Origin of the sequence: Plantibacter sp. Leaf314, from assembly GCF_001423185.1 — a bacterium.
GTDB lineage: Bacteria > Actinomycetota > Actinomycetes > Actinomycetales > Microbacteriaceae > Plantibacter.
Genome location: NZ_LMOB01000003.1, coordinates 311,159 through 326,519 on the forward strand (window position 1 = coordinate 311,159; position 15,361 = coordinate 326,519).

The following is a 15,361-nucleotide window of genomic DNA, read 5'->3' on the forward strand; positions in this document are numbered from 1 at the left end:
GTCAGCGCCCGGCTGCGAGGGTCGCGTGCTCGGCGACGAGGTCGGCGCCGGTCGCGAGGAGCGCCGCCAGCCGGTCGGTCTGCTCCGGTGTCGGGTCGACGAACGGCGACCGCACCGAGCCGACGGGCAGGCCGCCGAGCCGGACACCGGCCTTGATGAGCGACACCGCGAACCCGGGCGTCTCGTCGCGGAGGGCGACGAGGGGGCGGTAGAACTCGCGGAGCAGGCGCTCACGAAGGGGTTCGTCGTGGTCGGTGTAGGCCCGGTAGAACAGGGTCGCGAGCTCCGGCAGCATCGCGAAGACCGCGGAGGAGTAGAGCGGGATGCCGATGCCCCGGTAGGCCGCCTGGGTGAGCTCCGCGGTGAGGAGGCCGTTGAAGAAGGCGAAGTCCTCGCGACCCTCCTCGTGCACGGCGAGCACGATGTCCTGTGCAGCGGCGACGTCGCCGACGCCGTCCTTGAAGCCGACGACCTGCGGGTTGCGCGCCAGGTGACGCATCGTCTCGGTGGTGTACCGGGCGTTGTTGCGGTGATAGACGATCGCCGGGAGGCTCGTCGCAGCGAGGACGTCCTCGACGTACCCCTGCAGCCCGCGCGCCGGGCCGGTCACGAGGTACGGCGGCATGAGGAGGATCGCGTCGGCTCCGGCGTCCTCGGCCGCGACGGCGAGTTCCTTCGCGATCGCCACGCCACCCCCGGCCCCGGCGATGACGGGCACGGCCCCGTCGACGACCTCGACCGTCCGTCGGACCACGCGCGCGGCCTCCGAGGGTGACATCGCGTGCAGCTCGCCCGTCCCGCAGGCGGGGAAGACGCCGCCGGGCCGGTGGTCGAGTCGCGACTCGAGGTGGGTGCCGAGGAGACCGAGGTCGACCTCGCCCGCCGCATCGAAGGGGGTGATCGGGAAGTACAGGACGCCGTCGAAGGCGAGCGGTGCTGGCATGGTGGTGGTCCTCGTCATCTGGTGGTCGTTGACGGCGTGTGCGTCTGCGTCTGCGCCGGGGTGGTGGTCTGGGTGTCGGTCGTGGCGTGGTGTCGCGGGCGGCCGTCGGCGGCGAGCAGACCGTCGAGGCGGGCCCGCTCCGTGGGGCTGAGCGCCGACCGCCAGTCGTGTCGAGGCCGCCACCCGAGGTCGGCGGTCGCCTTCGCGCTGCTGAACGCGGCGCTGCGGTCGTCGAGCGTCTCGGCGAAGCCGGCGGCGCTCGGCACCATGGCGGGCAGCAGCGCCGACAGCGGTTCGAGGGCGAGGGCGTCGTCGGCTCCGACGAAGTACACCGCACCGGAGTGCGGGGCGGCGGCGTGCTCGACCCAGGCCGCGACGAAGCGGCCGGCGTCGCGGGCGTCGACGTAGTTGTAGAGGGAGACGGCCGCGAGCGCAGGATCGGCGAGCCGGTCGACGATCGTGTGCCCCTGTTGCGTCGGTGCGCCCTCCCACTCCTCGGGGGAGACGACGAAGCACGGGCGGAACGCACCGGTCACGACCGCGTCGCCGTGGGCTCGGGCGAGCATCGCGACCGTCGACTCGATGGCCACCTTCGACAGGGCGTAGGCGTTCCACGGGGCGACGGAGTGGGTCTCGGTGAGGGGGAGGGCCTCGGGTGCCCAGCCGTGCGGGGCCCCGTACCCGATGACGGTCGGGCTGCTCGCGGCCAGGACCCTCGTGGCTCCGGCGGCGATCCCGGCGGTGAGGACGGTGAAGGCCAGGGACTGGTTCACCGACAGGATGACGTGTTCGGGAGCGCTGAACGGCACGGCGATCGCGGCCAGGTGCACCACGGCGTCGGGCTGCAGGGCGGCGAAGCGTTCGTGGGTGGCGTCGTGGTCGAGCAGCTCGGCCACCACGCCCTCGACCCCGGGGAGTCCGGGGTCGGAGCGGTCGACGGAGACGACGTTGTGGCCGGCCGCGACGAGTTCGGTGGCGACGCTCCGCCCGAGTCGTCCGGCACCGCCGGTGACGATGATGCGCATCGGTGTCCTCTCTGACAGCGCTCGCGTCGAGGTGCTCGACGTCGAAACCGAGAAACCGGTTTCTCCGAGGAACCCTATATGATGATTGCCAACCGCACCACCCGGCACGACCCGAGCGAGGACGCATGAGCAACCGGTTACCGACGGCTGGCGCCACGCCGACCATCTCCGACGTCGCCCGGCATGCCGAGGTCTCGAAGGCGACGGTCTCGCGGGTCCTCAACGGCAAGGCGACCGTCGACGCCGAGATCGCCAGCCGGGTCCTCGCCGCGGTGGACGCCCTCGGCTACCAGCCGAGCATGCTCGCCAGGAACCTGTCGCTCGGGCGCACCAACACCGTCGGCGTCGTCGTGCCCGACCTCGAGAACCCGATGTTCCAGGAGATCCTGCGCGGCGTGACCCGGGCGGCCGCGGCCGACGGCTACCGCGTCCTCGTGACCGACACCGAGGAGGACCCGACCGACGAGGCCGCCGCCGCCCGGGAGGCCCGCCGACGGTGCGACGCGATCGTCCTGTGCTCACCGCGCCTGGCCGAACCGGAACTGCGCGCCCTGCTCGCCGAGCTGCACCCGGTGGTCCTCGTCAACCGCGAACTCCCCGACTCGCCGGTGCCTTCGGTGTCCATCGACTACGCGAGCGGGATGGAGCAGGTGCTCGCGGAGCTGTCCGCGCTCGGGCACCGGCGCGTCGTGTACCTGGCCGGGCCGGCCGCCAGCCAGGGCGACCGCCTCCGCCGGGTCGGTATCACGCGTGCGGTCTCCGCGCACCGGGAGCTCACCGTCGACGTCGTCGCCGCGGGATCCGCGCTCGTCGACGGCGCCGCGACCGTGGACGCCGTGCTGGCGCTGGACGCGACCGCCGTGGTCGCCTTCAACGACCTCGTCGCCCTCGGACTCGTGTCGGCGCTGCGCCAGGCCGGCGTGTCCGTACCGGCCGCCCTGAGCGTGGTCGGGTTCGACGACATCCCCTTCGCCGCCTTCGCCGTGCCCGCGCTGAGCACGGTGTCCGTCCCGCGCCGCGAGCTCGGCGCCGAGGCCTGGACCCGCCTCCGCGACACGATCGGAGGCGCGGCGGGCGGCCACCCGCTCGTCTTCCGCCCACGGTTCGTCGCGCGGGAGAGCACTGCGGCGCCGCGGGCCGCGGGCGGGGTCGCCTGGGCCGCGGCCGAGGAGCCGAACGGCCTTGTCGCCCGGCTCGGTGGTCGTGAACTGCTCGTGCTGCACGACGGCGGTGGGCTCGCTCAGGCGGACGCCCCGCGACCGTTCGCGCACCCCGTCACCTCCCTGGCCGGAACCGTCGTCACGGAGTCGGCACCCGACGACCACCCGCACCACTTCGGGCTCTCGATGGCCGTCGCCGACGTGGACGGCGTCTCCTACTGGGGCGGGCGCACCTACGTCGCCGGGCAGGGCTCGACGCTGCTCGACAACCACGGGGTCCAACGGGTGGTCGAGGTCGAAGCCGGGACACAACCGGACCCCGGCACCCTCCGGCAGGCCGTGGACTGGATCGGACGGGACGGGACGACCCAGCTGCGGGAGTCGCGGGTCACGGTCGTCGAGGAGATCGCACTCGCGACCTCGGCCGCCGACGACAGCGCCGACCGCGCGGACGACACCGCACCCCGCTCGGCCCTGCGCGTCCTGGTCTCGAGCACCCTCAGCGCCGCCACCGGGGCCGTGACCATCGGATCACCGGCCACGAACGGACGCGAGGGCGCCGCCTACGGGGGCTGGTTCTGGCGGCTACCGGCCGGCGCTCGACGGTCGGTGTTGAGCGCCGACGGACCCGGCGAAGCGACTGCCCACGGTTCCCACGCGGCCTGGGTCGCGTTCGTCCTCGAGGCCGACCCCGAAGACACGGCACCCGACAGCGCAGCGCCCGGCGACACCCCCGGGCGAGCGGTCACCGTGCTCTTCCGACAGCCGGGCGAGCAGCCCTTCCCCTGGTTCCTCCGCGCCGCCGAGTACCCCGGTGTCGGTGTCTCGCTCGCCACCACCAGCCGCACCACCATCACCGCCGAGACCCCGCTGGTCACCGGTCTGGAGGCGGTCGTCGTCGACGCCGCACTCGACGCCGGGCAGGCCGCGGCCATCCACCAAGCGCTCCTCGCCGCCGAGGACCGCCCCACCACCCAGCGACCCACCACCGGGAGTGACGCATGACGACCTCGAACCAGCACCACGTCCCCACCGTCGTGGTGGTCGGCATCCACGGCCACGGCGCCAGCCACGTCGACGCGGCCAGGGCGCTCGCCGAGACCGGCGCGATCCGGCTGGTCGGCCTCGTCGACCGCGCCTTCACGCCCGAGGACCACTCGGCCGGCGACGCCCCGCTGTACGGGTCGCTCGACGACTGCTTCGCCGCCGGGCAGGTGGACGTCGTCATCCTCTCCACGCCCATCCACACCCACCTCGACCTCGCCGTCGCGGCCCTCGAACACGGAGCCGACGTCCTGCTCGAGAAACCGCCGGTCACGTCGAACGACGAGCTCGACCTCCTGCAGGCCGTCGCTGAGCGGACCGGCGGACTCGTGCAGGTCGGGTTCCAGAGTCTCGGATCGCACGCGATCGGCCAGATCACCGAGCTCGTCGCGGCCGGGGAGCTCGGTGCGGTCACGGGGCTCGAGGCGACCGGAACGTGGGTCCGCACGATCGGGTACTGGACCCGCGCCGCGTGGTCGGGTCGGCGGACCCTGAACGACGTGCCGGTCGTGGACGGGGTCGTCACGAACCCGCTCGCGCACGCGGTCCAGACCATGCTCCGACTCGGTGGGGTCACGGACCGCGCCGCGATCGCGACCATCGAGCTCGACCAGTATCGGGCGAACGACATCGAGGCGGACGACACCTCCGTCGTCCGCATCACGCCGCGCAGCGGTCCGATCATGACGGCAGCGGTCACCCTCTGCGCCGAGGACACCACCGACCCGGTCGTCACGGTCCGTGGCGAGCGCGGGGCGATCCGGTTCCTCTACACGAAGGACGTCGTCGAGGTCGACCTCGAGGATCAGTCCGTCCGGCGGTGGACGACCGACCGGACCGCACTGCTCCCCGACCTCCTCCGAGCCCGGGCGGCTGTCCGCGCGGGTGGGGAGGCGGCGCTCGTCAGCTCGCTGGCCGACGCCTCCGCCTTCACCGCGGTCCTCGACGCCGTGCGGTCGGCACCCGCCCCGCACCCCATCCCCGCGGAACTCGTCGACTGGCGCGGGGCGGGCGAGGACCGCCACCCCGTCATCCCGGGGATCGAGCGGTTCGTCGCCGAGGCGGCCACCACCGGGAGCACCTTCGCGGAGCTCGGCACGCCCTGGGCACGCCGATGAGCGACGCGCGGCCGGGTCCCGACGAGGACGACCGCCGGCGCAAACACGCTCGCCTGGTTGAGCTGCTCGACGCGCAGGCCGCCCGGGTGATCGTGCTGCGCTCGGCGGCGGCGGTCAGCTGGTTCCTCGACGGCGCCCGCGTCCACGTGAGCCTTGCGGCCGATCCGATCGTCGCGGTCGTCGTCTCGCGTGACGACGCGTGGCTCGTGGCGACCTCGAACGAGGCCGAGCGCCTGCTGGCCGAGGAACTCCCGGACATCCGGGTCACGACCGTGCCGTGGCACACGCCGATCGACTCGGTGCTGCCGAGCGGCACCGGGGTGCTTCAGGAGTCGGACGTCCCAGCCGGACTGCGGGCGGCGCGGGCCTCGCTCCTCCCAGCCGAACTCGAGCGGTTCCGCGCGCTCGGCCGGGAGACGACCGCCGAACTCGAGACGCTCATCGGACGGCTCGATCCGAGCTGGACGGAACGCGCGGTGGCGGCGGACCTCGCGTGCCGTCTGGTCGCCGCCGGGATCGATCCGCTCGTGCTCCTGGTCGCCGGGACGGACCGCCTCGCGCACCGGCATCCGCTCCCGACCGACGGGCTGCTGGGCTCCCGCGCGATGGTCGTCGCCTGCGGGCGCCGGGACGGGCTCATCGTCAACCTCACGCGGTGGTTCGACGACGGCGGCACCGCCCCGGAACCCTTCGCCACCGACATGCGTCGGATCCGGGCCGTCGAGCGCGCGTACCTCGACGCGACGGTGCCGGGCGCGACCCTCGCCGACGTCTTCCGCGCGGGCACCGCGGCCTATGCCGCCCAGGGCTTCGACCCCGAGGAGTGGACCAGGCACCACCAGGGCGGCGCTGCGGGCTACGCGGGACGCGACCCGCGCGCCACCCCCGACACGACCGACGTCGTGCAGCCGTGGCAGGCGTTCGCCTGGAACCCGACCGCTCCCGGCGTCAAGGTGGAGGACACCGTCGTGGTCACCCCGGACGGGGTCGAGGTCCTGACCGACGCCGGGGCCGGCTCCACCGCCGTGGAACGTCCCCTCGTGGCAGGCTGAGGCCATGGCACCGCACATCGTCATCGCCCCGGACTCGTTCAAAGGCACCGCGACCGCCGCCGAGGTCGCCACGGCGATCGCCGACGGTTGGCGCTCCGTCCGGCCCGAGGACACCGTGCAGCTGTTGCCGATGGCCGACGGCGGCGAGGGGACGCTCGACGCCTTCGCTGCCGCCGTGCCCGGAGCGCGGCGACACCCGATCACCGTCACGGGTCCGGTCGGCGACGCGGTGCAGGCCGAGTGGCTCGAACTGCCGGACGGCTCCGCGGTCGTCGAGCTCGCCCAGGCGAGCGGGCTGACCCTGCTCGACCCGCTGCAGCCGTTCGCGGCGCACACGACCGGGTTCGGGGAGGCCATCGCAGCGGCGCTCGATCACGGTGCCCGTCGCCTGCTCCTCGCGATCGGCGGCAGCTCCAGCACGGACGGCGGTGCCGGGCTCCTCACCGCACTCGGGGTGCGGCTCCAGGATGCGGACGGGGGTGGGGTGATGCCGGGGAACACGGGACTCGCGACGCTGGACCACCTCGACCTCGGCGGCCTGCGACCGCTGCCGGACGGCGGGGCGGTCATCCTCAGCGACGTCACCAACCCGCTGCTCGGCGACCGCGGGGCCGCTGCCGTCTTCGGCCCGCAGAAGGGCGCCACCGCCGAGGATGTCACGGTGCTCGACGCGAACCTCGCGCGGTTCGCGAGCCGGGCAGCCGCGGCGTTCGGCGCGGAGCAGGCGGAACGTGCCGCGGTCGAACCCGGCGCCGGAGCGGCAGGCGGTGCCGGCTACGGCCTCCTGCTCTGGGGTGCGACGGCCACCTCTGGCGCGACCGGCGTCGGTGACGCGATCGGCCTCCCCGCCGCGGCGGCGACGGCCTCGGTCGTCATCACCGGCGAGGGGCGATTCGACGACCAGACGGCCGACGGCAAGGTCGCCTCCCACGTCGCCGGTCTCGCTCCCGGCCGGACCATGCTCATCGCCGGTGCCGTGCAGGCACCGACGGAGGGGCTGTTCGTCGACGCCGTCTCGCTCACCGAGCTCGCCGGCGGGGTCGAGGCCGCGATGGCCGAACCGCTCGTGCACCTGCGTGCGGCAGGGGCGGCACTGGCTGCCCGGTACCGCCCCTGATCACGTCGTGCGCGGCATGCGTCACGCGGTGACGTCGATGAGGACCTTCCCGACCGTGTCGTCCTCGACGGCGGCGTGGGCACCGGCCGTGTCGGCGAGCGGGAACACCGTCAGCGGTAGGCCGTGCTCGCGGCCCACGTCGAGCGCGCCGGCTTCGATCGCCGCCGTGACGTCCTCGGCGGCGGCCTGGAGCGCCGCGTCGCCGACGGTGTAGAGCAGCATGAACTGGAGTCGCGTGTTGAGGCCCATGTGCGGCCGGATGTCGAGGGTGACCTGGTCGCCGCCGTTGTTGGCGTAGCTGACCACCGTGCCGCGCGGGGCGAGGACCGCCTGGTCGAGCTCGAGGTTCTGCGCGATGGCGACCTCCACGACGAGGTCGACGCCCTGCGGTGCGACCTCGCGGATCGCCGCGGCGGTGTCGCCCTCGCGGTAGTTGACGACGTGGTGGGCTCCGGCGGCGGTCGCGAGCTGGGCCTTCTCGTCGCTGCTGATGGTGCTGACGACCGTCGCGCCGGCCCAGCGTGCGAGCTGGATCGCCGCGTTGCCGACGGCACCTGCGCCGCCCTGGACGAGGACCGTCCGGCCGTCGAGCGCACCGGGGGAGAGCCGGGTCGGGCCGTCCTGCGCCACCGTGAGCGCGCGGTGCGCGGTCATCGCCGGGACGCCGAGGCTCGCGCCGAGTTCGAAGGAGGCGGCGTCGGGCAGCGGGACCACCCGGGCGACGGGCTGGACCGTGAACTCCTGCGCGGTGCCGAGCGGGCTCTCGTGGGCTGCGAGGTACACCCAGACGCGGTCGCCCACGGCGAAGGTCGGGGAGTTCGCGTCGTCGGAGGCGGGGCCGACCGCGTCGATCACGCCGGCACCGTCGAGGTTCGGGACGACCTCCGGGAAGGGCATCGCGCCCGAGGGACCGCCGCCGCGCCTGGTCTTCCAGTCGGTCGGGTTGACGCCCGAGAACGCGAGCTTGACGCGCACCTCGCCGGGGCCGGGCTCCGGGATCTCACGCTCGACGAGCTGGAGGACGGACGGGTCACCGTTGGTGGAGTAGATGATGGATCGCATACCCGGCCCAACGCCTCCGCCGACCGGAAGATTCCACGCGCTTCGACAGGCTCAGTGACCGAAGCCCGGCTGGTCCCTGAGCCTGTCGACGGGCGGCCGCCTCAGGCGCGAGCGGCGTACTGCTCGCGCGCGACCCCCGAGGTGTCGACCGCGTCCGCCGGTGCACCGGCGACGTCGTCGGTGCCGGCCATCGGCCACGCCGGGCGACCGCCCGTCAACGCCCACGCCGCCTGCACGGCCGCGCCGTCGGCGACGTACTCACCGGGGGCGGGCACCACGACCGGCACGTCGAACACCTCACGGGCGATCGCCTGCACGGCCGGGTTCTGCGCGGCGCCGCCGATGAGGAGGACCCGCTCGGCGCTGACACCCTGCGAGAGCACGGCGTCGAGGCCGTCGGCGAGGCCGCAGAGCAACCCTTCGATCGTCGCCCGGGCGAGCCCTTCGCGCGTCGTCGACTCGAGGGTCATGCCGAACAGCGTCGCCGTCGCGTCGGGTCGGTTCGGGGTCCGTTCCCCCTCGAAGTACGGCTGCAGCACGAGGCCCCTGGCGCCGGCTGGGGCGTCGAGCGCGAGTCGGCCGAGCTCGGTGTGGTCGACGCCGAGCAGCGCGGCGACCGCGTCGAGGATCCGGGCGGCGTTGAGGGTCGCGATGAGCGGCAGGAACGCGCCGTCCGCCGAGGCGAAGCCCGCGACGGTCCCGGAAGCATCACGCACGACCGCGGGGGTCACGGCGAACACGGTCCCGCTCGTGCCGATCGACACGACGACGTCGCCGGCCGTGGCGCCGAGCCCCAGCGCGGCGCCCGCGTTGTCGCCGGCACCCGGGCCGATGACCGTGTCGGCGCCGACCAGGCCACCGTCGATCCCGGTCCCGGCCGACTCGTCCGGTCCGAGCACACGGGGGAGGATCGCGTCGTGTCCGAGTGCCGCGACGAGCAGCTCGCGGTCGTACTCGCCGTCCGTGGGGGACCAGTAGCCGGTGCCGGAGGCGTCGGAGCGGTCGGTCGTCAGTTCGGCGAGATCCGCGCCGAGTGGGCTCTCCTCGGCCGGGCCGAAGCCGCGCAGACGCCAGCTCAGCCAGTCGTGGGGGAGGGCGACGGCGGCCACCTCGGTCGCGTTGGCCGGTTCGGCGTCGCGCAACCAGCGCAGCTTCGTGATCGTGAAGGAGGCGACGGGGACGCAGCCGGTGCGCTTGGCGAGCTCGTCCGCGCCGAACTCGGCGATGAGGTCCGTGGCTGCCGACGCGCTCCTGGTGTCGTTCCAGAGCAGTGCCGGTCGGATGACGCGGCCGTCGACGTCGAGCGCGACCATGCCGTGCTGCTGGGCGGCGATGGACACGGCAGCGACGTCGTCGAGACCGCCCGCTGCGGCGGACGCCTCCTGCAACGCCGCCCACCAGGCGGCCGGGTCGACCTCGGTGCCGGCCGGGTGCGAGGCCCGTCCCTCTCGGACGAGTGCCCCGGTGTCGGCGTCACGGATGACGACCTTGCAGCTCTGGGTGGATGAATCGATGCCGGCGACGAGCGTCATCGCTCTCCCTGTTCTCGGTGGTGGGGCGGTCGGACGACCGCCTGGGCTGGTGTCGGTGCAGACGCGGACGGCGTCCCGTCCCCTGATCCTCTCGGACCGGAGGACGGAACGCCATCCTGGTGGGGTTCCGGACTAGCGGGCGCCCATGAGGTGCTCGACCGCGAGCTGCTGCAGGCGGACGAACCCGAAGCCCTTGCCGCCGAAGTACGCGTCGGTGTCGAAGTCCTCCGAGGCGGAGCGGTCGGCGAGCAGCTGCTCGACCGTCTCGCCCGGGTCGAGCGTCGGCTCGCGCAGCTCGGGCACGCGCGAGGCCGCGAGCGCCTCCTGCACCTCGGGGTCGGCGCGGAACGCCTCGGCCCGCTCCTTGAGCAGGAGGTACATGCGCATGTTGGCCGCCGCGGAGTCCCAGACGCCCGAGATGTCCTCGGTGCGGCTCGGCTTGTAGTCGAAGTGGCGGGGGCCGTCGTAGGCCGGACCGCCGTCCGCTCCGCCGTGCTCGAGGAGGTCGACGAGCGAGAACGCGTTCTGGAGGTCGCCGTGGCCGAACACGAGGTCCTGGTCGTACTTGATGCCGCGCTGGCCGTTCAGGTCGATGTGGAAGAGCTTGCCCTGATAGAGCGCCTGGGCGATGCCGGCCGTGAAGTTGAGGCCCGCCATCTGCTCGTGGCCGACCTCGGGGTTGATGCCGACGAGCTCCGGGCGTTCGAGCGTCTCGATGAACGCCATGGCGTGGCCGAGGGTCGGGAGCAGGATGTCGCCGCGCGGCTCGTTGGGCTTCGGCTCGATCGCGAAGCGGATGTCGTAGCCCTTGTCGGTGACGTAGTCGCCGAGGAGGTTGACGGCCTCGCGGTAGCGCTCGAGCGCGGCCTGCACGTCCTTCGCGGAGTCGTACTCGGCGCCCTCGCGGCCACCCCACATGACGAAGGTCTTCGCGCCGAGCTCGGCGGCGAGGTCGAGGTTGCGGAGCACCTTGCGGAGGGCGAAGCGACGCACCGCGCGGTCGTTGGAGGTGAAGCCACCGTCCTTGAACACGGGGGCGCTGAAGAGGTTGGTGGTGACCATCGGGACGATGACGCCGGTGTCGGCGAGAGCCTGCTTGAGGCGGTCGATCTGCTTCTGCCGCTCGGCGTCGGTCGAGCCGAAGGCGAAGAGGTCGTCGTCGTGGAAGGTGAGGCCGTAGGCGCCGAGCTCGTTCAGGCGGGTGACGGCTTCGACCACGTCGAGGTCGGGGCGGGTGGGGCCACCGAACGGGTCGGTCCCGTTGTAGCCGATCGTCCAGAGGCCGAACGAGAAGCGGTCGGCTTTGGTGGGGGTGAGAGGCATGCGGATGATCCTTCAGCGTCGTTGGCGAGCGGATGATTTGTTGTTAACCACAACTTATGGTCGAGAATAGCAGATCGGGCTTCCGGCGTCACGGCTCGTTCCGTGCGAAATATTTCGTTAGCATGGCGTGAACTTCTCGACGACGCGACGGCCGCCCGGCCCGACGGCGAGGGATCGGAGGATCCGGATGGGTGACGACGTCGCGGTGCAGCCCGGTGGGACCGGAGGGCGCGCCACCCTGTCGCGGATCGCGCGCGAGGCGTCCGTCTCGGTGTCGACGGCCTCGAAGGTGCTCAACGGGCGCCCGGGGGTGTCGCCCGACACCCGCGAGATCGTCGAGCGCCTGCTCGACCGCCACGGCTACAGCCGGCGGGGCGCCGAGCTCGCCCAGGGCTCGCTCATCGAGCTCGTCTTCGAGTACATCGACAGCTCGTGGTCGCTCGAGATCATCCGCGGGGTCGAGAAGGTGGCCAGGCAACACGGGATGAGCGTCACGCTCACCGAGACGGGTGCCAGGCGGTCGACGGGTGAGGGCTGGGTGGAGAGCATCATCTCGCGGAAGCCCGTCGGGGTCATCCTCGTGTTCTCCGACATCGACCCCGCCTACCGCCGGCAGCTGCACACGAGGAACATCCCGGTGGTCGTCGTCGACCCGGCGGGCGACCCGGGCCCGGACGTCGCCGCGATCGGCTCCACGAACTGGTCCGGCGGCATGGCGGCGACCCGCCACCTGATCGAGCTCGGGCACCGCAGGATCGGGCTGATCTCGGGGCCCGAGGACCTCATGTGCTCGCGGGCCAGGGTGTCCGGTTACCGCTCGGCGCTCGAGGAGGCGGGCATCCCGCTCGACGAGTCGATCCTCCGGCGCGGGGAGTTCGTCCCGGAGGCCGGGCGCGTGCTGGCCCTCGAACTCCTGCAGCTCGACGAGCGCCCGACCGCCATCTTCGCGGGCAACGACATGCAGGCCTTCGGCGTGTACGAGGCGGCGCGCTCCCTCGGTGTCTCGATCCCCGAGGAGCTGTCGGTCGTCGGCTATGACGACGTCCCCCCGGCGAAGTGGGTCGGGCCCGCGCTCACGACGATCCGACAGCCGCTCATCGAGATGGCCGAGGAAGCGACGCGGCTCGTGCTGAAGCTTCGCTCCGAGACGGTCGACAACATCCGCCTCGACCTCGCGACCTCGCTCGTCGTCCGTGGGTCCACTGCACCACCGGCCGCCTAGCCCGCTCGGGCACCCGTCCATCTGCCTCTCCGTCCGCTCGTCGTCGTCGGCCCGTTCTCCCCGGAGTGCCATCGCGAAAAGTTTCCAATGGGCGAGGGAGAACTTGCGGCCGGTTGTGGGCCGGGGCTAGCTTCAGGGTCACCGCAGCGACGCGATCCGGATCACCGGGGCCCGCGGCTGCGCGGACAGCTCGGGAGCGTCACACATGGGTGGAAGCGGACAGCCGGAACTCCGGGTCGCGATGATCGGCTACGGCTTCATGGGGGCCGCGCACTCGCAGGCCTGGCGCACCGCACCACGCTTCTTCGACCTCGACGCCGAGCCCGTCATGGCCACGATCGTGGGGCGCAACCCGGAGGCGCTCGAGGCGGCCCGGGTGAAGTTCGGCTGGCAGTCGGCCTCGACCGATTGGCGCAGCGTCGTCGAGGACCCGTCCATCGACATCGTCGACGTCTGCACGCCGGGGTCCTCGCACGTCGAGATCGCCATCGCCGCCCTCGAAGCCGGGAAGCACGTGCTCTGCGAGAAGCCCCTGGCCAACAGTGTCGAGGAGGCCGAGTTCATGGTCGCCGCCGCCGAGGCCGCCAAGGCCCGCGGCGTCCGCTCCATGGTCGGCTTCAGCTACCGTCGCGTGCCGGCCATCGGCTCTGCCCGCCAGCTCATCGCCGAGGGTGCGCTCGGAGACGTCCGCCAGATCCGCGCGCTCTACCTCCAGGACTGGTTGACGGACGCGGAGGGCCCGATGACCTGGCGCCTCGACAAGGACCAGGCCGGCTCCGGTTCCCTCGGCGACATCGGTGCCCACGCCATCGACCTCGTGCAGCACCTGACCGGCGCGCAGCTCGACACGGTCAGCGGGACGCTCGCCACCTTCGTGACGGAACGTCCCCTCCTCGGCGAGACGGTCGGCCTCAGCGGGACCGCCTCCGACGAGCGCGGCGCGGTGACGGTCGACGACGCCGCCTGGTTCACGGCGAAGCTCGTCGGCGGCCTCGCCGACGGTGCCATCGGGGCGTTCGAGGCGACCCGGTATGCGACCGGCCGCAAGAACGCCCTCCGCATCGAGCTGAGCGGCTCCCGCGGCGCCATCGCGTTCGACCTGGAGCGGATGAACGAACTCGAGGTGTACGACGCGACCGCCCCCGCCGGCAAGCAGGGCTTCACCCGCATCGTCGTCACCGAGCCGGAGCACCCGTACATGGCCGCCTGGTGGCCGACCGGTCACGGCATCGGCTACGAGCACCCCTTCTCGCACCAGGTGCGCGACCTCGTCCAGGCCATCACCGCCGGCACCGATCCCGAACCGTCCTTCGCCGAGGGCCTGCAGGTCCAGCGCGTCCTCCGCGCCGTCGAGCGCAGTGCCGGGAACGGCAGCGCCTGGACCCCCACGAACTGATCCGACCCATCGCACCACCAGCAGCAGCACCCACCAAGGAGAGAACGCAATGACGCTTCGTACTTCACCTCGCCGTCGGACCCGGATGGCCGCAGTCGCCCTCGGCGTCTCGGCCCTCATGCTCGGCGCGACCGCCTGCTCGAGCGGTGGTGGCGCCCCGAGTGGCAGTGCCACGCTCTGGGGCCTCACCGGCACCGACGAGGACACCGTCCTCGGCCCGTCGCTCAAGGAGTGGAACGCCGCCAACGCCGACGGCCAGGTCGCGCCGACGTACTTCCAGAACGACGCCTACAAGACCAAGATCCGCACCGCGGTCGGTGCGGGCAGTGCACCGACCATCATCTACAGCTGGGCGGGCGGCACCCTGAACTCCTACGTCGACGCCGGCAAGGTCGCCGACATCACCTCGGAGACCGCGGACGCGAAGGGCAAGTTCCTGGAGTCCGTCTGGAACCAGGGCGTCATCGACGACAAGGTCTACGCGGTGCCGATGAACGCCACCACGCCGATCATGTTCTATTACAACAAGGACGTCCTGAAGTCGGCCGGTGTCGAGGTCCCGACGACCTTCGACGAGATCGTCGACGCCATCCCGAAGCTCAAGGCGGCCGGTGTCGCGCCGTTCTCCCTCGCCGGTGCCTCGAAGTGGCCGTCGCTCATGTGGGAGGAGTACCTCGTCGACCGCGTCGCGGGCCCGGAGGCGTTCAACAAGATCATGGCCGGTGAGGCCGACGCGTGGAGCGATCCCGGCATCATCGAGGCGAACGAGAAGATCCAGGAGCTCGTGAAGGCCGGTGCGTTCGTCGACGGCTACGCCTCGGTCACCGCGGACAGCAACGCCGACGTCGCGCTCCTCTACACGGGCAAGGCGGCCATGATGCTGCAGGGCGCCTGGGTCATGACGACGTTCAAGCAGCAGGCCGCGGAGTTCGCCGAGAAGGGGCTCGGCTACACGACCTTCCCGGCCGTGACCGGTGGCAAGGGCGACCCGTCGAACATCGTCGGCAACCCGTCCGGCTACTTCTCCATCTCCGCCGCGGCGACGAAGGAGCAGAAGGCCAGCGCGCTGAAGTACCTCACGGACGGCGTCTTCGACAAGGGCTACATCGACCGCATGGTGAAGGCCGGCCAGGTGCCGCCGATCACGGACATCGACGCGGAGATCGCGGACGCCGGCGGCGACTTCGGCACGACCGTGTACGACCTCACGAAGAACGCCAAGAACTTCCAGATGTCGTGGGACCAGGCGCTCCCGCCCGCACAGGCGACCGCTCTGTTGACGAACCTCGACCAGCTGTTCAACCTGCAGATCACCCCCGAGGAGTTCTCCGACAACATGAACAAGACGATCGGGCAGTGATCCTCCG

Annotated in this window: 12 protein-coding genes; 7 read left to right on the plus strand and 5 right to left on the minus strand. The window is 72.3% G+C overall.

All coding sequences use genetic code 11. The features are described from left to right. Position 1 precedes the first annotated feature (1 nt). Positions 2-943, minus strand: a complete 942-nt coding sequence (locus ASF68_RS17575) for a 5-dehydro-4-deoxyglucarate dehydratase (protein WP_056014727.1) — start codon at positions 941-943, stop codon at positions 2-4. 14 nt (positions 944-957) lie between these two features. Continuing rightward, positions 958-1,968, minus strand: coding sequence for an NAD(P)-dependent oxidoreductase (locus ASF68_RS17580; RefSeq protein ID WP_082455578.1), 1,011 nt, complete (start codon positions 1,966-1,968; stop codon positions 958-960). A 125-nt stretch (positions 1,969-2,093) separates the two neighbouring features. On the opposite strand from ASF68_RS17580, the gene ASF68_RS18910 reads away from it, so the two are divergent. Genes ASF68_RS18910 through ASF68_RS17600 form a run of 4 tightly spaced genes read left to right on the plus strand, consistent with a single transcriptional unit; the run spans position 2,094 to position 7,459 of the window. After that, positions 2,094-4,133, plus strand: a complete 2,040-nt coding sequence (locus ASF68_RS18910; protein WP_157580596.1) for a DUF6807 family protein — start codon at positions 2,094-2,096, stop codon at positions 4,131-4,133. Then, on the plus strand, positions 4,130-5,290 hold the full coding sequence (locus ASF68_RS17590) for a Gfo/Idh/MocA family protein (RefSeq protein WP_056014205.1): 1,161 nt from the start codon (positions 4,130-4,132) through the stop codon (positions 5,288-5,290). The genes ASF68_RS18910 and ASF68_RS17590 overlap by 4 nt, the downstream gene beginning before the upstream one ends. After that, positions 5,287-6,342: a Xaa-Pro peptidase family protein gene (locus tag ASF68_RS17595; RefSeq protein WP_056014208.1), complete on the plus strand. Its 1,056-nt coding sequence runs from the start codon at positions 5,287-5,289 to the stop codon at positions 6,340-6,342. Before ASF68_RS17590 ends, ASF68_RS17595 begins: the two co-directional genes overlap by 4 nt. Positions 6,343-6,346: 4 nt before the next feature. Further along, positions 6,347-7,459 carry a glycerate kinase gene (locus ASF68_RS17600; protein WP_056014211.1) on the plus strand — a complete coding sequence of 371 codons (1,113 nt, stop codon included), beginning with the start codon at positions 6,347-6,349 and terminating at the stop codon, positions 7,457-7,459. A gap of 21 nt (positions 7,460-7,480) precedes the next feature. Here ASF68_RS17600 and ASF68_RS17605 read toward each other — a convergent pair whose 3' ends face one another. The 3 genes from ASF68_RS17605 to xylA form a co-directional block, all read right to left on the minus strand. After that, positions 7,481-8,521 carry an NADPH:quinone reductase gene (locus tag ASF68_RS17605; RefSeq protein WP_056014214.1) on the minus strand — a complete coding sequence of 347 codons (1,041 nt, stop codon included), beginning with the start codon at positions 8,519-8,521 and terminating at the stop codon, positions 7,481-7,483. 101 nt (positions 8,522-8,622) lie between these two features. Then, the gene (locus ASF68_RS17610) at positions 8,623-10,053 is read right to left on the minus strand and encodes a xylulokinase (protein ID WP_056014217.1); all 1,431 of its coding nucleotides are present in this window, start codon (positions 10,051-10,053) and stop codon (positions 8,623-8,625) included. A 132-nt stretch (positions 10,054-10,185) separates the two neighbouring features. After that, positions 10,186-11,376 carry a xylose isomerase gene (gene xylA, locus ASF68_RS17615; protein WP_056014220.1) on the minus strand — a complete coding sequence of 397 codons (1,191 nt, stop codon included), beginning with the start codon at positions 11,374-11,376 and terminating at the stop codon, positions 10,186-10,188. Positions 11,377-11,563: 187 nt separating this feature from the next. Between xylA and ASF68_RS17620 the strand changes: the two genes are divergently transcribed. From ASF68_RS17620 to ASF68_RS17630, 3 genes are all read left to right on the plus strand, one after another. After that, positions 11,564-12,598 carry a LacI family DNA-binding transcriptional regulator gene (locus ASF68_RS17620; protein ID WP_056014223.1) on the plus strand — a complete coding sequence of 345 codons (1,035 nt, stop codon included), beginning with the start codon at positions 11,564-11,566 and terminating at the stop codon, positions 12,596-12,598. A 205-nt stretch (positions 12,599-12,803) separates the two neighbouring features. Next, a complete protein-coding gene (locus ASF68_RS17625; protein WP_235526868.1) occupies positions 12,804-13,994 on the plus strand; it encodes a Gfo/Idh/MocA family protein in 1,191 nt (396 codons plus the stop codon). Positions 13,995-14,043: 49 nt separating this feature from the next. Continuing rightward, positions 14,044-15,354: an extracellular solute-binding protein gene (locus ASF68_RS17630; protein ID WP_056014227.1), complete on the plus strand. Its 1,311-nt coding sequence runs from the start codon at positions 14,044-14,046 to the stop codon at positions 15,352-15,354. The last annotated feature ends 7 nt before the right edge of the window (positions 15,355-15,361 follow it).

Excerpts from the sequence above, each read along its gene's own strand:
- ASF68_RS17575 (WP_056014727.1), bottom strand. The coding sequence starts at position 943 with ATGCCAGCACCGCTCGCCTTCGACGGCGTCCTGTACTTCCCGATCACC.
- ASF68_RS17580 (WP_082455578.1), bottom strand. The coding sequence starts at position 1,968 with ATGCGCATCATCGTCACCGGCGGTGCCGGACGACTCGGGCGGAGCGTC.
- ASF68_RS18910 (WP_157580596.1), top strand. The coding sequence starts at position 2,094 with ATGAGCAACCGGTTACCGACGGCTGGCGCCACGCCGACCATCTCCGAC.
- ASF68_RS17590 (WP_056014205.1), top strand. The coding sequence starts at position 4,130 with ATGACGACCTCGAACCAGCACCACGTCCCCACCGTCGTGGTGGTCGGC.
- ASF68_RS17595 (WP_056014208.1), top strand. The coding sequence starts at position 5,287 with ATGAGCGACGCGCGGCCGGGTCCCGACGAGGACGACCGCCGGCGCAAA.
- ASF68_RS17600 (WP_056014211.1), top strand. The coding sequence starts at position 6,347 with ATGGCACCGCACATCGTCATCGCCCCGGACTCGTTCAAAGGCACCGCG.
- ASF68_RS17605 (WP_056014214.1), bottom strand. The coding sequence starts at position 8,521 with ATGCGATCCATCATCTACTCCACCAACGGTGACCCGTCCGTCCTCCAG.
- ASF68_RS17610 (WP_056014217.1), bottom strand. The coding sequence starts at position 10,053 with ATGACGCTCGTCGCCGGCATCGATTCATCCACCCAGAGCTGCAAGGTC.
- xylA (WP_056014220.1), bottom strand. The coding sequence starts at position 11,376 with ATGCCTCTCACCCCCACCAAAGCCGACCGCTTCTCGTTCGGCCTCTGG.
- ASF68_RS17620 (WP_056014223.1), top strand. The coding sequence starts at position 11,564 with ATGGGTGACGACGTCGCGGTGCAGCCCGGTGGGACCGGAGGGCGCGCC.
- ASF68_RS17625 (WP_235526868.1), top strand. The coding sequence starts at position 12,804 with ATGGGTGGAAGCGGACAGCCGGAACTCCGGGTCGCGATGATCGGCTAC.
- ASF68_RS17630 (WP_056014227.1), top strand. The coding sequence starts at position 14,044 with ATGACGCTTCGTACTTCACCTCGCCGTCGGACCCGGATGGCCGCAGTC.